Raw genomic sequence first — 19,029 nt, 5'->3', positions numbered from 1 at the left:
GGTGACCGGGAAAAACCCGAGGCGGGCCCCAGGGCGCTGTGATCCTGGGATGCTGGGCGGACAGGGTGGGAAACACATCAACAGGGGGACACGGGACTGTGGAGGACAGCGTGCGGGTGGTCATCGCCGAGGATTCCGTACTGCTTCGGGAGGGCCTGACCCGGCTGCTGACCGACCGGGGGCACGACGTGGTCGCCGGGGTGGGTGACGCGGAGGCCCTGATCAAGACGATCGACGAGCTGGCCGCGCAGAGCGCGTTGCCGGACGTCGTGGTCGCGGACGTCCGCATGCCCCCGACGCACACCGACGAGGGTGTGCGGGCGGCGGTGCAGCTGCGCCGGGACCATCCCGGGGTCGGGGTGCTGGTCCTGTCCCAGTACGTGGAGGAGCAGTACGCCACGGAACTGCTGGCCGGGAGCAGCCGGGGGGTGGGCTATCTGCTCAAGGACCGGGTAGCGGAAGTGCGAGAGTTCGTCGACGCCGTGGTGCGCGTCGCGCGAGGCGGTACCGCCCTGGACCCGGAGGTCGTGGCACAGCTGCTCGGCCGCAGCCGCAAGCAGGACGTGCTGGCCGGCCTCACCCCGCGCGAGCGTGAGGTGCTGGGTCTGATGGCCGAGGGCCGTACGAACTCGGCGATCGCCAAGCAGCTCGTCGTGAGCGACGGAGCGGTGGAGAAGCACGTCAGCAACATTTTCCAGAAGCTCGGGCTCTCCCCCAGCGAGGGCGACCACCGGCGCGTACTGGCGGTGCTGACGTACCTCAATTCGTGACCGTCCGGTCCGCCGGGAGGTCCCGGCCCGCCGGCTGCCGCCGAGCAGGTCGTCACCGCCGGCACTCCGCCGGTCCTCGAGCGATGCGGTAGGCCCAGGACCGGAGAATGAGGGGGGAGCGGCTTCCGGGAAGGCCAAGGGCAGGGAAAGCATGACGAACCAGGGCGTCACGGCGTCACTGCTGGGCGTCCGACATGCGAGCGGTCCGGGGAAGGCGACCCTTACGGTCGTAGGGTGGCCAGTGGGACGGCCGGTGGGCCGGTCGGGCCCGAGGAACCGCCTCGAGGGAGGTCCAGTTCAGTGACCAGCAAGGTCAGTAGCCCGGCCGAGCAGGCCGATGAGGTCAACGGGTCCGACGAGGCCCTCGTCGGCGAGCAGCGCAGGCGCGCCGGCGAAAAGGAGATCCGCCGTCTGGACCGGGTGATCATCCGTTTCGCGGGTGACTCCGGCGACGGTATGCAGCTCACGGGTGACAGGTTCACCTCGGAGACGGCGTCGTTCGGCAACGACCTCTCCACACTTCCCAACTTCCCCGCCGAGATCCGGGCGCCCGCCGGCACCCTGCCGGGCGTCTCCAGCTTCCAGTTGCACTTCGCCGACCACGACATCCTCACCCCTGGCGACGCACCGAACGTGCTGGTGGCGATGAATCCGGCGGCCCTGAAGGCGAACATCGCCGATGTGCCGCGTGGCAGCGAGATCATCGTCAACACCGACGAGTTCGCGAAGCGTGCCATGGCGAAGGTGGGCTACGAGACCTCGCCGCTGGAGGACGGGTCGCTCGACGGCTACAACGTCCACCCGGTGCCGCTGACGACGCTGACGATCGAGGCCCTGAAGGATTTCGGGCTGTCCCGCAAGGAGGCCGAGCGCAGCAAGAACATGTTCGCGCTGGGGCTCCTGAGCTGGATGTACCACCGGCCCACGGAGGGTACGGAGAGTTTCCTGCGGCAGAAGTTCGCCAAGAAGCCGAACATCGCGGAGGCGAACATCGCGGCGTTCCGGGCCGGGTGGAACTTCGGCGAGACCACGGAGGACTTCGCGGTCTCCTACGAGGTGGCCCCGGCGAGCACGGCGTTCCCGACGGGCACGTACCGCAACATCTCCGGGAACCTGGCCCTGTCGTACGGGCTGATCGCGGCGAGCAAGCAGGCGGATCTGCCGCTCTACCTGGGCTCCTACCCGATCACCCCCGCTTCCGACATCCTGCACGAGCTGTCGAAGCACAAGAACTTCGGTGTGCGGACCTTCCAGGCGGAGGACGAGATCGCCGGGATCGGGGCGGCCCTGGGCGCCGCGTTCGGCGGCTCCCTCGCCGTCACGACGACATCCGGTCCCGGTGTGGCTCTCAAGTCGGAGACCATCGGGCTCGCCGTCTCGCTCGAGCTGCCGCTGCTGGTGGTGGACATCCAGCGCGGTGGTCCCTCGACGGGGCTGCCCACCAAGACGGAGCAGGCGGATCTGCTCCAGGCCATGTACGGGCGCAACGGTGAGGCGCCGGTGCCGGTCGTCGCGCCGCGCACGCCCGCGGACTGTTTCGACGCGGCGCTGGACGCGGCAAGGATCGCGCTGACGTACCGGACGCCGGTGTTCCTGCTCTCCGACGGCTATCTCGCCAACGGCTCGGAGCCGTGGCGCATCCCGGACGTCGACGAGCTGCCCGATCTGCGGGTGCAGTTCGCGACCGGCCCCAACCACGAGCTGGCCGACGGCACCGAGGTGTTCTGGCCCTACAAGCGCGACCCGCAGACCCTGGCCCGCCCCTGGGCGGTGCCGGGCACCCTGGGCCTGGAACACCGTATCGGCGGCATCGAGAAGCAGGACGGCACCGGCAACATCTCGTACGACCCGGCCAACCACGACTTCATGGTCCGCACCCGCCAGGCCAAGATCGACGGCATCGAGGTCCCCGACCTCGACGTCGACGACCCCGACGGCGCGCGCACCCTCGTCCTGGGCTGGGGCTCCACCTACGGACCGATCACGGCGGCGGTGCGCCGGCTGCGCACCACCGGCACCCCGATCGCCCAGGCGCATCTGCGCCATCTCAACCCGTTCCCGAAGAACCTCGGGGCGGTACTGAAGCAGTACGACAAGGTCGTCGTGCCCGAGATGAACCTCGGCCAGCTCGCCGGCCTCGTCCGGGCGAAGTACCTCGTCGACGCACGCTCGTTCAACCAGGTCAACGGCATGCCGTTCAAGGCGCAGCAGCTCGCCCACGTTCTCCAGGAGGCCATCAATGACTGAGGCGCTCTCGCTGGTGCCCAAGGCCGAGGCCAAGCAGTCCATGAAGGACTTCAAGTCCGACCAGGAAGTGCGCTGGTGCCCCGGATGCGGCGACTACGCCGTCCTCGCGGCCGTGCAGGGATTCATGCCGGAACTGGGGCTGGCGAAGGAGAACATCGTCTTCGTCTCCGGCATCGGCTGCTCGTCCCGCTTCCCGTACTACATGAACACCTACGGGATGCACTCCATCCATGGCCGCGCCCCCGCCATCGCCACCGGCCTGGCCTCGTCGCGCCGTGATCTGTCCGTCTGGGTGGTCACCGGCGACGGCGATGCGCTGTCCATCGGCGGCAACCACCTCATCCACGCGCTGCGCCGCAACGTCAACCTGAAGATCCTGCTGTTCAACAACCGGATCTACGGCCTCACCAAGGGCCAGTACAGCCCCACCTCCGAACTGGGCAAGATCACCAAGTCCACGCCGATGGGCTCCCTCGACGCCCCGTTCAACCCGGTGTCGCTGGCGATCGGCGCGGAGGCCTCGTTCGTCGCCCGCACCGTCGACTCCGACCGCAAGCACCTCACCGAGGTGCTGCGCCAGGCCGCCGACCATCAGGGCACGGCGCTGATCGAGATCTACCAGAACTGCAACATCTTCAACGACGGCGCCTTCGAAGCCCTCAAGGACAAGGAGCAGGCGCAGGAGGCGGTCATCCGGCTCGAGCACGGGCAGCCGATCCGCTTCGGGGCCGAGGGCGGCAAGGGCGTGGTCCGCAACCCGTCCACCGGCGACCTCGAGGTGGTGGCCGTCACCGCCGAGAACGAGGCGGACATCCTGGTCCACGACGCGCACGCGGCGTCCCCGACCACGGCGTTCGCGCTCTCGCGGCTCGCCGACTCGGACACGCTCCACCACACCCCGATCGGTGTGCTCCGCAGCGTTCAGCGCCCGGTCTACGACACGCTCATGGCCGAGCAGCTCGACACCGCCGTCGAACAGCACGGCAAGGGCGACCTGGCCGCCCTGCTCACCGGCAACGACACCTGGACGGTCGTCGGCTGACGGCCGGCATGCCTCACAAGGAGGCGGCGGCGCGTGCCTTCTCGTCGTCGTACGAGACGCGCGCCGCCTCCACGTCCGCCACCCGCCGCTCGCTCCAGCGGGCCAGCCCCCACACCTGTTCGGCGGCCTCCTTGCCGAGCGGAGTGAGCGAGTAGTCGACGCGGGGCGGGATGACGGGCTTGGCGTCACGGTGCACGAAGCCGTCGCGCTCCAGTGTCTGAAGGGTCTGGGCGAGCATCTTCTCGCTGACCCCGCCGATCTCCCTGCGCAGTTCGCTGAAGCGGTACGAGCGCTCCAGCAGGGCGGCCAGCACGAGGACGCCCCAGCGGCTGGTGACGTGCTCGAGGATCAGCCGGGACGGGCACATCTCGCGGTTCACATCGGGGACGCGGATCCGGTCATCACTTACAGCCATGCCAGTACCTTACTTCAAAGTGGGTACTTACGAATAGTTAGTGCGATCCCTAGGGTCGATCCGAAGCACGTCGAGCCCCCGCGAATCGGAGAAGACCCGCATGAACAATGTCGTGACCGGCGCCACCGGAGCCCTCGGCCGTCTCGTCGTCGAAGAGCTGCTCGCCGCCGTCCCCGCCGACCGGATCGCCGCCGTCGTCCGCGACAAGGAGAAGGGCGCGGACCTCGCCGACCGCGGGGTCGAGCTGCGCATCGCCGACTACGACGAGCCCGCCACCCTCGAGGGGGCCTTCCGCCCCGGCGATCGCGTCCTGCTCGTCTCCGGCAGCGAGGTGGGCCGCCGGGTGCCGCAGCACACCGCGGTGATCGAGGCGGCGAAGGCGGCCGGCGTCGCCCAGCTGGCCTACACCGGCGTCCTCGGCGGGCCCGACGCGGACTTCGACCTGGCCGCCGAGCACCGGGCGACCGAGCAGCTGATCCTCGACTCGGGCCTGCCGTACACCTTCCTGCGCAACGGCTGGTACACGGAGAACTACACCGCCGCCCTCTCCCCCGTCCTGGAGCACGGCGCGGTCGTCGGCAGCGCCGGTGACGGCCGGATCGCCTCCGCCACGCGTGCCGACTACGCGGCCGCCGCCGCGGCCGTACTGACCGGCGAAGGGCACCTGGGCCGGGCGTACGAGCTGAGCGGTGACACGGCATGGTCACTGGCCGAGTACGCGGCCGAACTGTCGCGGCAGACCGGCCGCACCATCACCTACAACGAGGTCCCGGCAGAGACCCATCTGTCGATCCTCACCGGAGCAGGGGTGCCGGAGCCGTTCGCCCGCATCCTCGTCGACGTCGACGCCGCCATCGCGCGCGGCCGTCTGGCGCGGACCACCGGCGACCTGGCACGGCTGGCCGGACGGCCCACCACGCCGCTCGCCGACACGATCTCGGCGGCGCTGACCGGCCTCTGAGCGGACCGGCCCCGTCCTCAAGATCCGTCATGACCGTATGACGATACGGACATGACATCCCGCCCTTGCCGGGCGTACCTTCTTCGAGGACGCGCGCGCACGGCGGGAGGGTCAGTGAAGTCGGAGAAGGAACAGCGGGCAGGACTGCTGTACGGGATCGGTGCCTACGGGATGTGGGGCCTGGTCCCGCTCTTCTGGCCGCTGCTCAAGCCGGCCGGCGCCATGGAGATCCTCGCTCACCGGATGGTCTGGTCCCTGGCCCTCGTGGGCATCGCCCTCCTGGCCCTCCGGCGTTGGGGGTGGATACGCGAACTGCGCCGGCAGCCGCGCAAGCTGGGGCTCGTCGCCGTCGCCGCCGCGGTGATCACCGTCAACTGGGGCCTCTACATCTGGGCGGTGAACTCGGGCCATGTCGTCGAGGCCTCGCTCGGCTACTTCATCAACCCGCTGGTCACCATCGCCATGGGCGTGCTGCTCCTGAAGGAACGGCTCCGCCCCGCACAGTGGGCCGCGGTCGGCATCGGCCTCGCCGCGGTGCTGGTCCTGGCCATCGGCTACGGGCAGCCGCCCTGGATCTCGCTGACACTCGCTTTCTCCTTCGCCATCTACGGACTCGTGAAGAAGAAGGTCAACATCGGCGGACTGGAGTCGCTGGCCGCCGAGACCGCCATCCAGTTCCTGCCGGCCATGGCGTTCCTCGTCTGGCTGGGCGCGGACGGCTCCGCGACCTTCGGCGGCCACGGCGCCGGGCACGCGGCGCTGCTCGCCGCGACCGGCCTGGTGACCGCCGTACCGCTGGTCTGCTTCGGCGCCGCGGCGATACGGGTCCCGCTCTCCACGCTGGGGCTGCTCCAGTACCTGGCCCCGGTCTTCCAGTTCCTGCTGGGCATCCTCTACTTCCACGAGGCCATGCCGGCGGAGCGCTGGGCGGGCTTCGCCCTGGTGTGGCTGGCCCTGACCTGCCTGACCTGGGACGCGCTGCGTACCGCGCGCCGCAACAAGGCAGAAGCCCTGCGGCTGGCGGTCCAGGCGGCCGCCTCCGGCGCGGCGCCTGTCACCACCGGGCCTGCCGGTGCCCCCGCGGCACACGCTGCGGACGGTCCCGCCTCCTGACACGGCCGGCGCCCTTACACGTCCCGGTCGCGCCATGCGGCCGGGCCGCGCCCACCAAGGCCCAGTAACCACTCGAACGGCTCAGCTCCCGCTCTCTGCGCAGGCTGGGACCTGCCCTCCGGTGCTACCACCGGAAGTCCAGGCCCCGGTCGGACGGACCGCGGTAGTCCACAGAGCGGAGTGAGTGCGTCATGCAGCAACCCCTCGCGCTATCGGTCGACTTCGGCCAAGGATTCAGCGACGCGTGGTCCGCCGTGGCCAAGTTCATCCCGAAGTTCATCGCCTTTCTGGCGATCCTGGTCATCGGCTGGTTCATCGCCAAGGCGATAGCCAAGGTGGCCGACAAACTGCTGCGCAAGGTCGGCTTCGAGCGGATGTCGGAGCGCAGCGGCCTCTCGAACACCCTCAGGAACTCCGATTACGACGCCACGGGGATCATCAGCAAGATCCTCTACTACGCGATTGTGCTGATCACCCTGCAACTGGCCTTCGGGGTGTTCGGACCGAACCCGATCAGCAACATGATCAACGGGGCTGTTTCCTGGATCCCGAAGGCCATCGTCGCCTGTGTCATCGTCGTCGTGGCCATGGCCATCGCGCGTGCCGTGCGCGACATCGTCCAGGGCGCCCTGTCCGGGACCTCCTACGGCCGCACGCTCGGGACGATCGCCTGGGCCTTCATCGTGGCACTCGGCGTGATCGCCGCGCTCAGCCAGGCCCAGATCGCGACCTCCGTCACCGGCCCGGTCCTCTGGGCGGCGCTCGCCGCGATGGCGGGCATCCTGATCGTCGGCGTCGGTGGCGGCCTCATCGGTCCGATGCGGGAGCGCTGGGAGCGGTGGCTCGCGACGGCGGAGGCCGAGTCGGGCCGCGCCAAGGACACCATCAGCGCCTATCAGCGCGGTCGTGCCGACGCCGCCGCGGGCCAGCCCGCGGGCGAGCGGCAGGCGGCGCGACCGGGCATGGGCAGCCAGGACATGGGCCGCCAGGGCAAGGGTCCCGACTTCGGGCGGGAGCCCGACACGGAGCAGCGGCGTGACCGGGGCCGTGGCCCGGACTCGGGTCCGCAGCCGCCGCTCGGCAACGGCCGCGACCCCATGTGACGAGCGTGGGACGAACCCGGGCGCTTCCTCGCCGGCCACCGGCCGGGAGGGAGCGCCCGCGGCATGCCCCGGCCAGGTCGCGGATGTGGATCAGCGCCCGGCAGGTCGTGCTCGTGGGTCAACGGCCCAGCAGGTCGTGCTCGCGGATCAGCCAGCAGACGGCGGTGAGCCGCAGGGTCGCGAAGTCGTAGCCGGCCGGTTCCGACCAGTCGATCTCCGCCAGCCAGTCGGTGAACCCCAGGACGTAGTCCGCGAGATCCTCCCGTCGCACCATGCCGGCCGGCTCCTCGCGGGGCCCCTGGCCCGCCCGGCGGGGCGCGGGGACCAGCGGCACAAGAGCATCACGCACCGCCGCCGCATGCTGGTCGACGGCAGCGACAAGCCCCGGTTCGAAGGAGAACTCCGAGAGCCGGGGCATGTACGTGGCAGCCAGGCCGACCAGCGGGCAGCCGGGCGGCCCGCTGTGGGGCAGAGCGTCCATCCCTCCACGTTAGATGCAGAACAGCCGCCCCAAGACGTGACATCAGTCGCAGAACGCCCATCGGATCGGCGGCCGCGGATCCCCGGTCAGCGTTCTTCTTCCGAGTGGCGGGCGCGATGCGCGCGCACCTTGCTGCGGTTGCCGCACCGCTCCATCGCGCACCAACGGCGGCGCCCTGGCCGTGAGGTGTCGACGAAGACCAGCCGGCAGTCGTGCGATCCGCATTCCCGGACCCGGTGCGCGTAGGGGCCGGTGAAGAGGTCCACGGCGTCGCGGGCCACGGTGGAGAGCAACTGCCCGGCCGTCGCGCCCGGCGACCACTGTCTGGATCCGTCCGCGCCGATACGGGGCACGAGGGCGGGAGCCGCGGCCGCCGCATTGACCACGGACACGTCGGCAGGGTCGATGTCGTCACCGTGCGCCGTCGCGGCGGCCATGCCCCACAGGGCGTTCCGCAGGGTGCGGGCGTCGGCCACCCCCGCGTCGTCCACGCTCAGGCGCAGTTCCCCGGGCAGCCGGCTGGCCGCGACCCAGCGCAGCAGCGCGGCCGGGTCGTGCAGCACCTCGTAGCCCGCGAGGCTGCCTGGGCCGCCGGTGGTGAGCAGTTCCAGGCACAGCGCGCCCGGGTCGAAGCGGAACGCGCCGCCGGAGGGGGGTTCCAGCAGCATGCCCGGCGTGTCCGTTGCCCTGTTCACCATGTAACCACTATAACTGGTTTCCATGACGCTGCATTGGAAGCTCGTGATCGACTCCGCGGATCCGCACGCCCAGGCCGGCTTCTGGGCCGAGGCCCTCGGTTACGTGGTCGAGGACCACAGCACACTCATCGAGCAGCTCCTCACCCAAGGCGCGGCGCCGCCGGAGGCGACCCTGGAAACACGCGGTCGCCGTGCGTGGCGCGATCTGGCCGCGGTCCGGCATCCGGACGACGACCACGACAAGGTGAGCGACGCCGGGCTCGGGCGCCGCGTGCTGTTCCAGCGGGTGCCGGAGCCGAAGACGGTGAAGAACCGGGTCCACATCGATCTGCACTCCGCCCCGGGGGAGATGGAGGCGGAGACCGCCAGGCTGGAGTCGCTGGGGGCGACCGTACTGCGCCGGGTGAACGAGCAGGGCGGGCAATGGGTGGTGATGAGCGACCCGGAGGGCAACGAGTTCTGCGTCCAGTGACCTCCATCAGGTGTCCGGGGACCGTCCGAGGGCGGGCCCGCGCATGTCCGTTGAGCGAACGGCCGTGACCGATTTCCGCCCTTGACGCCTTGTCAGATCGTCACTGAACATCAGCACGCACAACGCACAAGCACTCGCAACGCGTTCGACAAGCAGCTCCAGCGCCCCGGGGACCGCCAACCCCGGGGCGTCACGCACGTTCCGTCCTGTCCCCGTACGGAATCCGGAGCCCCCACATGAAGCTCTCCGTTCCCAGATGTTCCGCCGTGGCCGCCGCGTTCGCCCTGGCAGGGCTGCTCGCGTCCGGCGCGCCCACGGCGTCCGCCGCTCCCGCGGCCCCGGTGTCCGCCCTCGCGGCACCCGACATACCGCTCGCCAACGTCAAGGCGCACCTGAACCGCCTCCAGACGATCGCCACCGAGAACGGCGGCAACCGGGCCCACGGCCGGGCCGGCTACAAGGCCTCCGTCGACTATGTGAAGGCCCAGCTGGACGCGGCCGGATTCACCACCACCGTCCAGCAGTTCACCTACAACGGCACCACTGGCTACAACCTGATAGCCGACTGGCCCGGCGGTGACGTCAACCGCACGGTGATGGCCGGCGCCCACCTCGACTCCGTCAGCTCCGGCGCCGGCATCAACGACAACGGCTCCGGTTCCGCGGCCGTGCTCGAGGCCGCGCTCGCCGTCTCCCGTGCCCAGCTCCAGCCCGCGAAGCATCTGCGCTTCGGCTGGTGGGGAGCGGAGGAGCTGGGCCTGGTCGGCTCGAAGCACTACGTCAACAGCCTGCCGTCCACGGAGCGTTCGAAGATCTCCGGCTATCTGAACTTCGACATGATCGGCTCCCCGAACCCGGGCTACTTCGTCTACGACGACGACCCGACGATCGAGCAGACCTTCAAGAGCTACTTCGCGGGCCTCGGTGTCCCCACCGAGATCGAGACCGAGGGCGACGGCCGCTCGGACCACGCGTCGTTCAAGAACGTGGGCATACCGGTCGGCGGCCTGTTCACCGGAGCGAGCCGCACCAAGACCAGCGCCCAGGCCCAGAAGTGGGGCGGCACGGCCGGTCAGGCCTTCGACCGCTGCTACCACTCCTCGTGCGACTCCACGTCGAACATCAACGACACCGCGCTGGACCGCAACAGCGACGCGATCGCCCACGCGCTGTGGACGCTGTCCGCCGGCACGACGGAGCCGCCCGGCGAGCTGTACGAGAACACCACCGACGTCACCGTCCCTGACGCGGGCGCGGCCGTCACCTCCACCGTGTCCGTCACCGGCCGCACCGGCAACGCGCCCGCCGCCCTCAAGGTCGGCGTGGACATCAAGCACACCTGGCGCGGCGACCTGGTCGTGGACCTGGTGGCCCCGGACGGGACCGCCTACCGGCTGAAGAACTCGAGCGGCAGCGACTCCGCGGACAACGTCATCGCCACGTACACCGTGGACGCGTCCGCCGAAGCGGCCAACGGCGACTGGAAGCTGCGTGTACAGGACGTGGCGCGCTACGACACCGGGTACATCGACAGCTGGAAGCTGACCTTCTGAACCCACCGCCGGCGGGCCGTCACCGCCGACCTGCCGCATGCGCGTGCCTCCGGCTTCCGGGGCATGCGTATGCGGTCGTCGCGCGGGTCGGGGGATGCCGGGCTCAGGACGTGATGTCCCTGGTGGTGAAGCGGGCCCACGCCGCCGAGCCGAACACCGCCGCGTACGCGGCCTGCAGGCCGAGGTTCCGCAGCACCCCGTCCCACAGCAGCGGTTCGCGCATCAGGTCCGCGAAGGACATCCAGTGGTGCGTGAAGAGATACGGGTGGACGGCGTCCAGTTGCGGGACCGACTGAAGGATCTGCACGGTGATCAGCAGCCCCACGGTGGTCGCCATCGCCGCGATGCCGCTGCTCGTCAGCGTCGACACGAACAGTCCGATCGCGGCCAGTCCCACCAGCGATGCCGCGACGACCGCCGCGATCAGCAAGGCCCGCCACAGCCCCTCCGCGAACGGGACGGGAACGCCCGAGATGGTGGTGACGTCGCCGACCGGGAAGAGCAACACCCCCACGGCGAGCGCCGACAGAGCCACCGTCAGCGTGGCAACCAGGCAGAAGGCCATGACGGCGGCGAACTTGACGAGCAGCAGCCTCGCCCGTCCGGCGGGCGCCACCAGCAGGTACCGCAGGGTGCCGGCGCTCGCCTCGCCCGCGACCGAGTCTCCGGCGACGACCCCCACCGCCATCGGCAGGAAGAACGGCAGGGTCGCCGCCAGGGCGGCGAACACCAGGAACAGCCCGTTGTTGGTGATCTGCGAGACGAAGGCGACCCCGGCACCGCCGTCGGGGGCGCCACCTCCGCCCACCCCGCCGCCGTCGCTCGTCTCGATCTTCACTGCGACGCCGATGAGCACCGGCACGGCGGCCAGCACCCCCAGCAGGGCCAGGCTGCGCCAGCGGCGGAAGGTGAGCGTCAGCTCGGAGCGGAACAGGCCCGGCCGGCGGAACAGGCCCGGTGAGCGGAAGCGGCGGGGCGTCGACGGCGGCCCGGCGGCCGCCGGGCTCTCCACCGGCTCGGCCTTCTCCACCGGCCCGGCGGTCTCAGCCTGCGACATCGAAGCCCTCCCCGGTCAGTGCCACGAACGCGTCCTCCAGCGAGGCGCGCTCCACCCCGAATCCCCGTACCCGCACACCGCCGTGGACCAACGCGGCGTTGAGCCCGGCCAGTTCCGCCTCGTCCGCCGGCGGTTCCGCCGTTACCCGCTCGCCCTCACGGACCACACCGGCGAGGCCGTGCTCCGTGAGGATCCGCACCGCCTGCGCAGGATCCGGTGTGAGGACGGCGAGCCGCCCTCTGGCCCCGGCCGCGAGCTCCGCCACCGGGCCCTGGGTGATCAGGCGTCCCTGGGCCATCACCGCCGCGTGGGTGCACACCTGCTCGATCTCGTCCAGCAGGTGCGAGGAGAGGAAGACGGTGGTGCCGTCCGCGGCCAGCTCCCTCACCAGGGTGCGGATCTCCCGCATGCCCTGCGGGTCCAGGCCGTTCGTCGGCTCGTCCAGCACCAGCAGCTTCCTCGGCCGGAGCAGCGCCGCGGCCAGGCCAAGGCGCTGTTTCATGCCGAGGGAGTAGGCCTTGGCCTTCTTGCCGGCCGCCTGGGTCAGGCCCACCCGGTCCAGCGCGGACGCGACCCGCGCTTCACGGGTAAGGGGATCGGCGGCCGGATCGGCCGAGTCGTAGCGCAGCAGGTTGTCCCGGCCACTGAGGAACCCGTACAGCGCCGGGCCCTCGATCAGTGCGCCGACGTGCGGAAGCACCTGACCGGCGGAGCGGGGCATGGGCCGGCCGAGGACCGTCGCCGAGCCGGCGGTGGGCCCGATGAGGCCCATCAGCATGCGGATGGTGGTGGTCTTTCCCGACCCGTTGGGCCCGAGGAAGCCGAAGACGCTGCCGGCCGGCACGCTGAGGTCGAGCCGGTCGACGGCCGGCCGGCCGCCCCGGTAGCGCTTGGTGAGGCCGCGTGTCTCGATGACGGCGGTCATCGACTCTCCCGTTCGTCCGTGTCCGCCCGGTTCGACCTCCGCCCCGCCGTACGGAGCGTACGACGGGGCGGACGGCGGGGTGATGCCTGCTGGTGGTCCGTACCGGCCGGCGGTGCGCCGCCCGGCAGGTGCTGCTACTTGCCCTCGTTCGCGGCCTTCACCAGGGCGTCCTTGGTCACGGCGCCGACGTAGACCGTGCCGTCGTCGGTCATCAGGGCGTTGACCAGGCGGGTCTTGAAGACCGTGCCGGAGCCGAACTTTCCTTCGACCTTGTCGCCGAGGGCGTCGAGGAACTGCTGCGCCTCCGGCGGGACGTCGCCCTTCTCCTTCTTCGTCGCATCGGCGCCCTGGCCGGCTCCGGGTCCTTCGATCTTGGCGATGGACGTCCAGCCCTCGCCGATCACGTCGAGACCGCCCATGTCCCCGAGGCCCTCGAACTCCTCGTGGCCCTTGGGCGCCCGCGTTCCCTTGCCGTCCGCCGGCTCGTCCGCCTCGGTCACCTTGGCGCCCTTCGGCGGGGTGAAGTCGAACGTGGAGGCGGCAGGCCGGGAGAAGTCGACCTTGGTGAAGCCCACGTCGACCACGGCCTTGCCGCCGCTGCTCGGGTTGAGGGTGAACTTCAGCGGCACGCCGTTCTTGGCGTCCACCGCGATGGTGATCGAGCCGACCGTCGAGCCCTCCTGCTTGGGCTTGACGACCAGCTTGTACGCGTCACGCCCGGCGACCTGGGACGTGCCGTCGACGGTGACGGACGTGGTGTCGTCCGCGGCCGTCAGCACTTCGTCGGCGAGGTCCTTGGGGGTGGTGGGCAGGTCGTCCGGCGTCCGGCGGTCCTTGCCGTCCTCGCCCTCGCGCTGTCCGTCGCCCTCGGCGTGGAAGACCTCGTTCGAGGCGCTGTCGTAGCCCCATACGTCGTCGCCGTTGTGGATGAGGCTGTACTCGGAGGAGTCCTCCAGGATGGACACCTTCTGCCGGTCGGGGCCGTCGGCCGCGATCCGCAGGGTGTGGGTGCCCGTGGCGAGCTCGGTCAGCTTGGCGTCAGGAGCGGCGGAGGAACCCTCGCCCTCACCGCTTCCGCCGGTGAGCGAACCGGCGAGACCGCCGAAGGACGGCAGCCCGAGGTCCGTGTTGATCTTGACGGTGCCGGAGAGCTGCTGGGTCTCCGACGCGGCCATCTTCTCGATGAGTTCCTGCGCGCTGATCTTCGGCAGATCCGGGTCACCGGAGGCAGCGAGCGCCGGGACGAGCCCGATGGTCGCGGCCGCCACACCGGCCACCGCGACCGGGACGAGGTAGCGGGCTGTCTTGCGACGCCCCGCCGCGAGGTCCTTGGCCTCTTCGGTGGTCCGTGTGCTGTCGTTCGGTGCCATGGTGTGCCCTACCTCCGTGGTTGGTCAGGGGTGGTGCTCTCCATATGACCAAATCGGCCGGACGGAAGCGTCAGACCGCGGGCGCAACTTCCTCTACCCCTCTGGGATGAGAAGGACCCCCGGCAACTCACCCGTCCCGTAGGGGGTTCGGCGCCGTGAGCGGATCAGCCGGCGCGGTGGACCACCGCGTCACACAGCTCTTCCAGGGCGGCCTTGGCCGAGCAGTCCGGCAGCGGGGCGAGCAGCGCCCTCGCCTCCTGGGCGTACCGCACGGTGTCCTTGCGGGCCTGCTCGAGCGCGGGGTGCTCACGCAGCCGCCGCAGCGCTTCCGCGTGCCGGCCGTCGTCGGTCAGGTCGCTCTCGAGGAGCGCCACGAGCTCGAGGTCCTCCGGCCGGCCGTCGGCGTCCGCCATGGCGCGCAGGCGCAGGACCGGCAGCGTGGGGACCCCTTCGCGCAGATCGGTGCCGGGGGTCTTGCCGGACTCGTGGGAGTCGGAGGCGATGTCGAGCACGTCGTCGGCGAGCTGGAAGGCGACGCCGAGCCGCTCGCCGTACTGGGTGAGGGTGTCGACGACCCGGTCGTCGGCCCCGGACATCATCGCGCCGAAGCGTACGGAGACGGCGACGAGGGAGCCCGTCTTGCCGGCCATGACGTCCAGGTAGTGGTCCACCGGGTCACGGCCGTCGCGGGGTCCGGCGGTCTCCAGGATCTGTCCGGTCACCAGCCGCTCGAACGCCTCCGCCTGGATGCGCACGGCCTCCGGGCCGAGGTCGGCCAGGATGTGGGAGGCCCGGGCGAAGAGGAAGTCGCCGGTCAGGACGGCCACCGAGTTGCCCCAGCGGGTGTTCGCACTGTCCACACCGCGCCGTACGTCCGCCTCGTCCATGACGTCGTCGTGGTAGAGCGTCGCGAGATGGGTGAGCTCGACGACCACGGCGGAGGGCACGATCCCCGGCGCGTACGGGTCGCCGAACTGGGCCGCCAGCATCACCAGCAGCGGCCGGAAACGCTTGCCGCCGGCCCGCACCAGGTGCTGGGCGGCCTCCGTGATGAACGGGACCTCGCTCTTGGTGGCATCGAGCAGGCCCGCCTCGACGGCCGACAACCCGGTCCGGACATCGGCCTCAAGAGCCTGGTCCCGCACGCTCAGCCCGAACGGCTCGACGACGGTCACGAGGAGATCTCCTGTCTGATGACGATCACACGGATTGTCGATGTGTCGCTGGATTCACTCAAGTCAGCGTATCCGGTCGCCTTTCGATCACCATGAGCGCCTTCCCGCCACCCCCGGTATGTTCGTGATCAGCCTCAATGGTAGGAAATGCACCGTTTGATCGTTACCGTCGGACCACCGCCCCTCACGCGCCGCCGAGGTCCCGCCATGCGTATCCGTACCGACTTCCCGTACGAGACGGTCCACACGGATCTCCGCATCACGCTGCCCGGACCGCCGGGGATCGCGGGGGACTCCCCGGACGCCGGCGGACCCGTCGACCTGTACGCGCGGGTGTGGCGGCCGGTCACCGACGAGCCCGTGCCCGCGCTGCTCGAGTACGCGCCGCACCGGCTCACCGACGCGACGGCGGTCCGCGACGGTGAGCGCCACCCCTGGTACGCGGGCCACGGCTACGCCTCCGTGCGGGTCGACGTACGCGGCCACGGGAACAGCGGCGGCGTCCCCGGCGGAGAGTACGACGCGGTCGAGCTCGCCGACGGCGTCGCGGTGATCGAGTGGCTGGCCCGGCAGCCGTGGTGCAGCGGCCGGGTCGGCATGTTCGGGATCGGCGCGGGCGGCCGGAGCGCGCTGCGGATCGCGGCACTCGCGCCGGAGCCGCTGCGGGCGGTGGTGGTCGTGGACGCGAGCGACGACCCGTACGACAACGACGGCCCCTACATCGGCGGCGCCGTCGCCGCCCAGGGGCTGCACTCGACGGCCGCGGGCCGGCTGGCGCTCGCGGCCCGGCCGCCCGACCCGCTCCACACGGGCGACGGATGGCTCGCGATGTGGCTCGCGCGGCTGGAGGCCCTCACCCCCACGGTCCACACCTGGCTGGCCCACCCGCTGCGCGACGAGTTCTGGCGGAGCGCCGGCGTCAGCGACGACACCGCGGCGGTGCGGGCCGCCGTGCTGGTCGTGAGCGGACTGCACACGCCGTACCCGGACACGGTCCTCAGGCTGGTCGGGCAGCTCCCCGCGGACCGGGTGCGCGGACTGATCGGGCCGTGGCCGCACCAGTACCCGGACCGGAACCCCGATCAGGAACACGGGCAGGAGTATCCGCGGGAGCGGGGCCCGGCGATCGGCTTTCTCCAGGAGACGCTCCGGTGGTGGGACCACTGGCTCAAGGACAAGGACACGGGCGTGCTGTCGGAGCCGCTGCTGCGGTGCCGGCTCGGGACGACCGACCCTTCGCGGGGCCACTGGACCGGGACGGACGCGTGGCCGCCGCCGCAGGTCACCGTCGTCCCCTACGCGCTCGGCGGCGGCCCTGTCGTCGTCGACTCGCCGCTCCGCACCGGGACGGACGCGGGCCGCTTCCTGCCGGTCGGCCACGACGGCGATCTGCCGCCGGACCAGCGGGAGGAGGACGCGCGCTCGGCGTGCTTCGAGTTCCCCGTCGGCGACGACGCCCTGACCGTTCTCGGCCGCCCCCGGGTCACGCTGCGGCTGCGCCCCGCCGCCTCCGGCGGGACCGTCGTGGCGCGGCTGAGCGACGTCGCCCCCGACGGTCTGTCCACGCTCGTCACCCGCGGGGCGCTGAACCTCGCCGCCCGGCGCGGTCCGGAGCGTGCGGAGCCCTGGCCCGCCGGCACGGTGGAGGACGTGACGTTCGAGCTCACGGCGGCCTGCCACGTCTTCGAGCCGGGGCACCGCATCAGGCTCGCCGTCTCCTCCGCGTACTGGCCGTGGATCTGGCCGCACCCGGCACCCGGGGGCTTCACCCTCGACCCGGCGGGCTCCCGGCTCGACCTGCCGGTCCGGCAACAGCCCGGGGCACAGGAGCGGGAGGAGCCCGTCCGCTTCGCGGAGCCGGAGCACTCCGCGGCACCCCCGGTCGCCGTCCCGCAGACGCTCGACGAGCCGCCGCCGCGGCTGCTGCTCACCCGCGATGTGCCGGCCGGCCGCTGGACCCTCGCGGCGACACCGCACCGTGGCGGCACCCATGTGCACCCGGACGGCCTGGAGTACACGCAGGAGAGCCACGAGACGTACACGATCGAGGACGGCGACCCGCTCTCCGCCGGCGCCCGCGCCGAGTGGACGATCCGGCTGCACCGGCCGGAGGCGGCCTGGGACGTGCGCGTCGAGACCCGTTCCGGGATCAGCTGCGAGGCGGCCGGCTTCGTCACGTCCGACGAGCTGGTGTGCAGGCACGGCGACGAGATCGTCTTCCACCGCACCTGGGAGAAACGCGTCTCCCGGCCGGCGGGCTGAACCGGCTGCCCGGCACGGTGCCATGACCGTGGGGCGGCCACGTAACGTGTCACCCACATCCGTGGAAAGCGAGGCAAGCACCGATGCCCGAGCAGAGCCCGCTCGATCTCGCCGAGGGCGACCCCTTCGGCCCGCACAACCTTCCGTACGGCGTCTTCACCACGGCCGGCGAACCCGACCGCAGGCGGCTCGGTGTCCGGATCGGGAACCACGTGCTCGACGTCGGCGCCGCCGCGCACGCGCTCGGCTCCCCCTATGCCGGACTGCTGGCCCGGCCGAGTCTCAACCCGCTGCTGGCGGCCGGGCGTACGACGTGGCGCGATGTGCGCAGGGCCGTCACCGCCTGGGTCACGGTGCCGGCGCACCGGCCCGACATAGAGCCGCTGCTGCACCCGCTGGACGCCGTGACGATGCACCTCCCGTACGAGGTGGCGGACTACGTCGACTTCTACGCGAGCGAGCACCACGCCACCAACGTGGGCCGGATCTTCCGCCCCGACGGCGAGCCGCTGACGCCCAACTGGAAGCACCTGCCGATCGGTTACCACGGCAGGGCCGGCACGGTCGTCGTCTCCGGCACCGATGTCGTACGCCCCTCGGGGCAGCGCAAGGCGCCCACCGACCCCGCGCCCGTCTTCGGGCCTTCCGTGAAGCTCGACATCGAGGCCGAGGTCGGCTTCCTCGTGGGTACGCCCTCGGAGCAGGGGAAGCCGGTGGCCCTCGCGGACTTCCGCGACCACGTCTTCGGTCTCTTCCTGCTCAACGACTGGTCGGCACGCGACATCCAGGCCTGGGAGTACGTGCCGCTCGGCCCGTTCCTCGGCAAGTCCTTCGCCACGTCCGTCGCCGCCTGGGTGACCCCGCTGGAGGCACTGGACGCCGCAAGGACCGCCCCGCCCGCCCGTGACGTCGAGCTGCTGCCCTACCTCGACGACTCGGCGGAGGAGGAGCCGGGCGGGTTCGACGTACGGATCTCGGTGGCGATCAACGGCCAGGTCGTCGCGGAACCGCCGTTCGACACCATGTACTGGACGGCCGCCCAGCAGCTGGCCCATATGACGGTCAACGGCGCCTCTCTCCGCACGGGCGACCTCTACGGCTCCGGCACCGTCAGTGGCCCCGAGGTGAACCAGCGCGGCTCGCTGCTCGAGCTCACCTGGAACGGCCGCGACGCCCTCGAACTGCCGGAAGGCAAGCGGACGTTCCTCGAGGACGGCGACGTGGTGACACTGACCGCCTGGGCCCCGGGCCCGGACGGTGTACGGGTCGGGCTCGGCGAGGTCGCGGGGCGCATCGTCCCGGCGCGCTGACGTCCCTCCTGGTCAGCATGAAGGCCCGGCCCCCGGCTCAGGGGTGCCGGGCCTTCGCGCGGTCCCCTCAGCCGC

General features: G+C 71.2%; 17 protein-coding genes. 10 read left to right on the top strand and 7 right to left on the bottom strand.

The features are described 5' to 3' along the window. Window positions 1–110 precede the first annotated feature (110 nt). From ACIPJI_RS06640 to ACIPJI_RS06630, 3 genes are all read left to right on the top strand, one after another. Window positions 111–770 carry a response regulator transcription factor gene (locus ACIPJI_RS06640; RefSeq protein ID WP_307710451.1) on the top strand — a complete coding sequence of 220 codons (660 nt, stop codon included), beginning with the start codon at window positions 111–113 and terminating at the stop codon, window positions 768–770. A 300-nt stretch (window positions 771–1,070) separates the two neighbouring features. Continuing rightward, window positions 1,071–3,017, top strand: a complete 1,947-nt coding sequence (locus ACIPJI_RS06635; RefSeq protein ID WP_402244861.1) for a 2-oxoacid:acceptor oxidoreductase subunit alpha — start codon at window positions 1,071–1,073, stop codon at window positions 3,015–3,017. Then, the gene (locus tag ACIPJI_RS06630) at window positions 3,010–4,059 is read left to right on the top strand and encodes a 2-oxoacid:ferredoxin oxidoreductase subunit beta (RefSeq protein WP_402244859.1); all 1,050 of its coding nucleotides are present in this window, start codon (window positions 3,010–3,012) and stop codon (window positions 4,057–4,059) included. Before ACIPJI_RS06635 ends, ACIPJI_RS06630 begins: the two co-directional genes overlap by 8 nt. Window positions 4,060–4,072: 13 nt before the next feature. On the opposite strand, the gene ACIPJI_RS06625 is transcribed toward ACIPJI_RS06630, so the two are convergent. Further along, complete coding sequence (locus ACIPJI_RS06625; RefSeq protein ID WP_307707758.1) at window positions 4,073–4,474, bottom strand: helix-turn-helix domain-containing protein; 402 nt, start codon at window positions 4,472–4,474, stop codon at window positions 4,073–4,075. A gap of 100 nt (window positions 4,475–4,574) precedes the next feature. Between ACIPJI_RS06625 and ACIPJI_RS06620 the strand changes: the two genes are divergently transcribed. The 3 genes from ACIPJI_RS06620 (at window position 4,575) to ACIPJI_RS06610 (ending at window position 7,651) form a co-directional block, all read left to right on the top strand. Continuing rightward, on the top strand, window positions 4,575–5,435 hold the full coding sequence (locus ACIPJI_RS06620) for an SDR family oxidoreductase (protein ID WP_402244857.1): 861 nt from the start codon (window positions 4,575–4,577) through the stop codon (window positions 5,433–5,435). A 114-nt stretch (window positions 5,436–5,549) separates the two neighbouring features. After that, window positions 5,550–6,548, top strand: coding sequence for an EamA family transporter RarD (rarD, locus tag ACIPJI_RS06615; RefSeq protein WP_402244856.1), 999 nt, complete (start codon window positions 5,550–5,552; stop codon window positions 6,546–6,548). 191 nt (window positions 6,549–6,739) lie between these two features. Beyond that, window positions 6,740–7,651 carry a hypothetical protein gene (locus ACIPJI_RS06610; protein WP_402244854.1) on the top strand — a complete coding sequence of 304 codons (912 nt, stop codon included), beginning with the start codon at window positions 6,740–6,742 and terminating at the stop codon, window positions 7,649–7,651. 118 nt (window positions 7,652–7,769) lie between these two features. Here ACIPJI_RS06610 and ACIPJI_RS06605 read toward each other — a convergent pair whose 3' ends face one another. After that, window positions 7,770–8,132, bottom strand: coding sequence for a DUF6401 family natural product biosynthesis protein (locus ACIPJI_RS06605; protein ID WP_402244852.1), 363 nt, complete (start codon window positions 8,130–8,132; stop codon window positions 7,770–7,772). Between the two features lie 86 nt (window positions 8,133–8,218). Continuing rightward, window positions 8,219–8,830 (bottom strand): CGNR zinc finger domain-containing protein, encoded by a 612-nt coding sequence (locus ACIPJI_RS06600; RefSeq protein ID WP_356620520.1) that lies wholly within the window; start codon window positions 8,828–8,830, stop codon window positions 8,219–8,221. A gap of 22 nt (window positions 8,831–8,852) precedes the next feature. Here ACIPJI_RS06600 and ACIPJI_RS06595 point away from each other — a divergent pair, with 22 nt between their 5' ends. After that, the gene (locus tag ACIPJI_RS06595; RefSeq protein WP_356620519.1) at window positions 8,853–9,302 is read left to right on the top strand and encodes a VOC family protein; all 450 of its coding nucleotides are present in this window, start codon (window positions 8,853–8,855) and stop codon (window positions 9,300–9,302) included. 236 nt (window positions 9,303–9,538) lie between these two features. Beyond that, window positions 9,539–10,855, top strand: a complete 1,317-nt coding sequence (locus ACIPJI_RS06590) for a M28 family metallopeptidase (protein ID WP_402244850.1) — start codon at window positions 9,539–9,541, stop codon at window positions 10,853–10,855. A 103-nt stretch (window positions 10,856–10,958) separates the two neighbouring features. Here the strand turns inward: ACIPJI_RS06590 and ACIPJI_RS06585 are convergent, their stop codons facing one another. From ACIPJI_RS06585 to ACIPJI_RS06570, 4 genes are all read right to left on the bottom strand, one after another. Further along, window positions 10,959–11,912 carry an ABC transporter permease gene (locus tag ACIPJI_RS06585; RefSeq protein ID WP_402244848.1) on the bottom strand — a complete coding sequence of 318 codons (954 nt, stop codon included), beginning with the start codon at window positions 11,910–11,912 and terminating at the stop codon, window positions 10,959–10,961. After that, window positions 11,899–12,837 (bottom strand): ATP-binding cassette domain-containing protein, encoded by a 939-nt coding sequence (locus ACIPJI_RS06580; RefSeq protein WP_402244846.1) that lies wholly within the window; start codon window positions 12,835–12,837, stop codon window positions 11,899–11,901. Before ACIPJI_RS06580 ends, ACIPJI_RS06585 begins: the two co-directional genes overlap by 14 nt. Before the next feature lie 134 nt (window positions 12,838–12,971). Then, window positions 12,972–14,207, bottom strand: a complete 1,236-nt coding sequence (locus tag ACIPJI_RS06575) for an outer membrane lipoprotein carrier protein LolA (protein WP_402244845.1) — start codon at window positions 14,205–14,207, stop codon at window positions 12,972–12,974. Window positions 14,208–14,371: 164 nt separating this feature from the next. Continuing rightward, window positions 14,372–15,382, bottom strand: a complete 1,011-nt coding sequence (locus tag ACIPJI_RS06570; protein ID WP_307707748.1) for a polyprenyl synthetase family protein — start codon at window positions 15,380–15,382, stop codon at window positions 14,372–14,374. A gap of 207 nt (window positions 15,383–15,589) precedes the next feature. Between ACIPJI_RS06570 and ACIPJI_RS06565 the strand changes: the two genes are divergently transcribed. Together ACIPJI_RS06565 and fahA are read left to right on the top strand one after the other, a co-directional pair. Beyond that, entirely contained in the window at window positions 15,590–17,644 is a 2,055-nt protein-coding gene (locus ACIPJI_RS06565) for a CocE/NonD family hydrolase (protein ID WP_402244843.1), read from the top strand. A gap of 83 nt (window positions 17,645–17,727) precedes the next feature. Next, the gene (gene fahA / locus ACIPJI_RS06560) at window positions 17,728–18,954 is read left to right on the top strand and encodes a fumarylacetoacetase (protein ID WP_402244841.1); all 1,227 of its coding nucleotides are present in this window, start codon (window positions 17,728–17,730) and stop codon (window positions 18,952–18,954) included. Window positions 18,955–19,029 lie beyond the last annotated feature (75 nt).

The sequence above is a fragment of the Streptomyces sp. NPDC086835 genome, assembly GCF_044745705.1.
Classification (GTDB): Bacteria; Actinomycetota; Actinomycetes; order Streptomycetales; family Streptomycetaceae; genus Streptomyces.
This window is presented reverse-complemented; position numbering and strand designations above follow the sequence as displayed.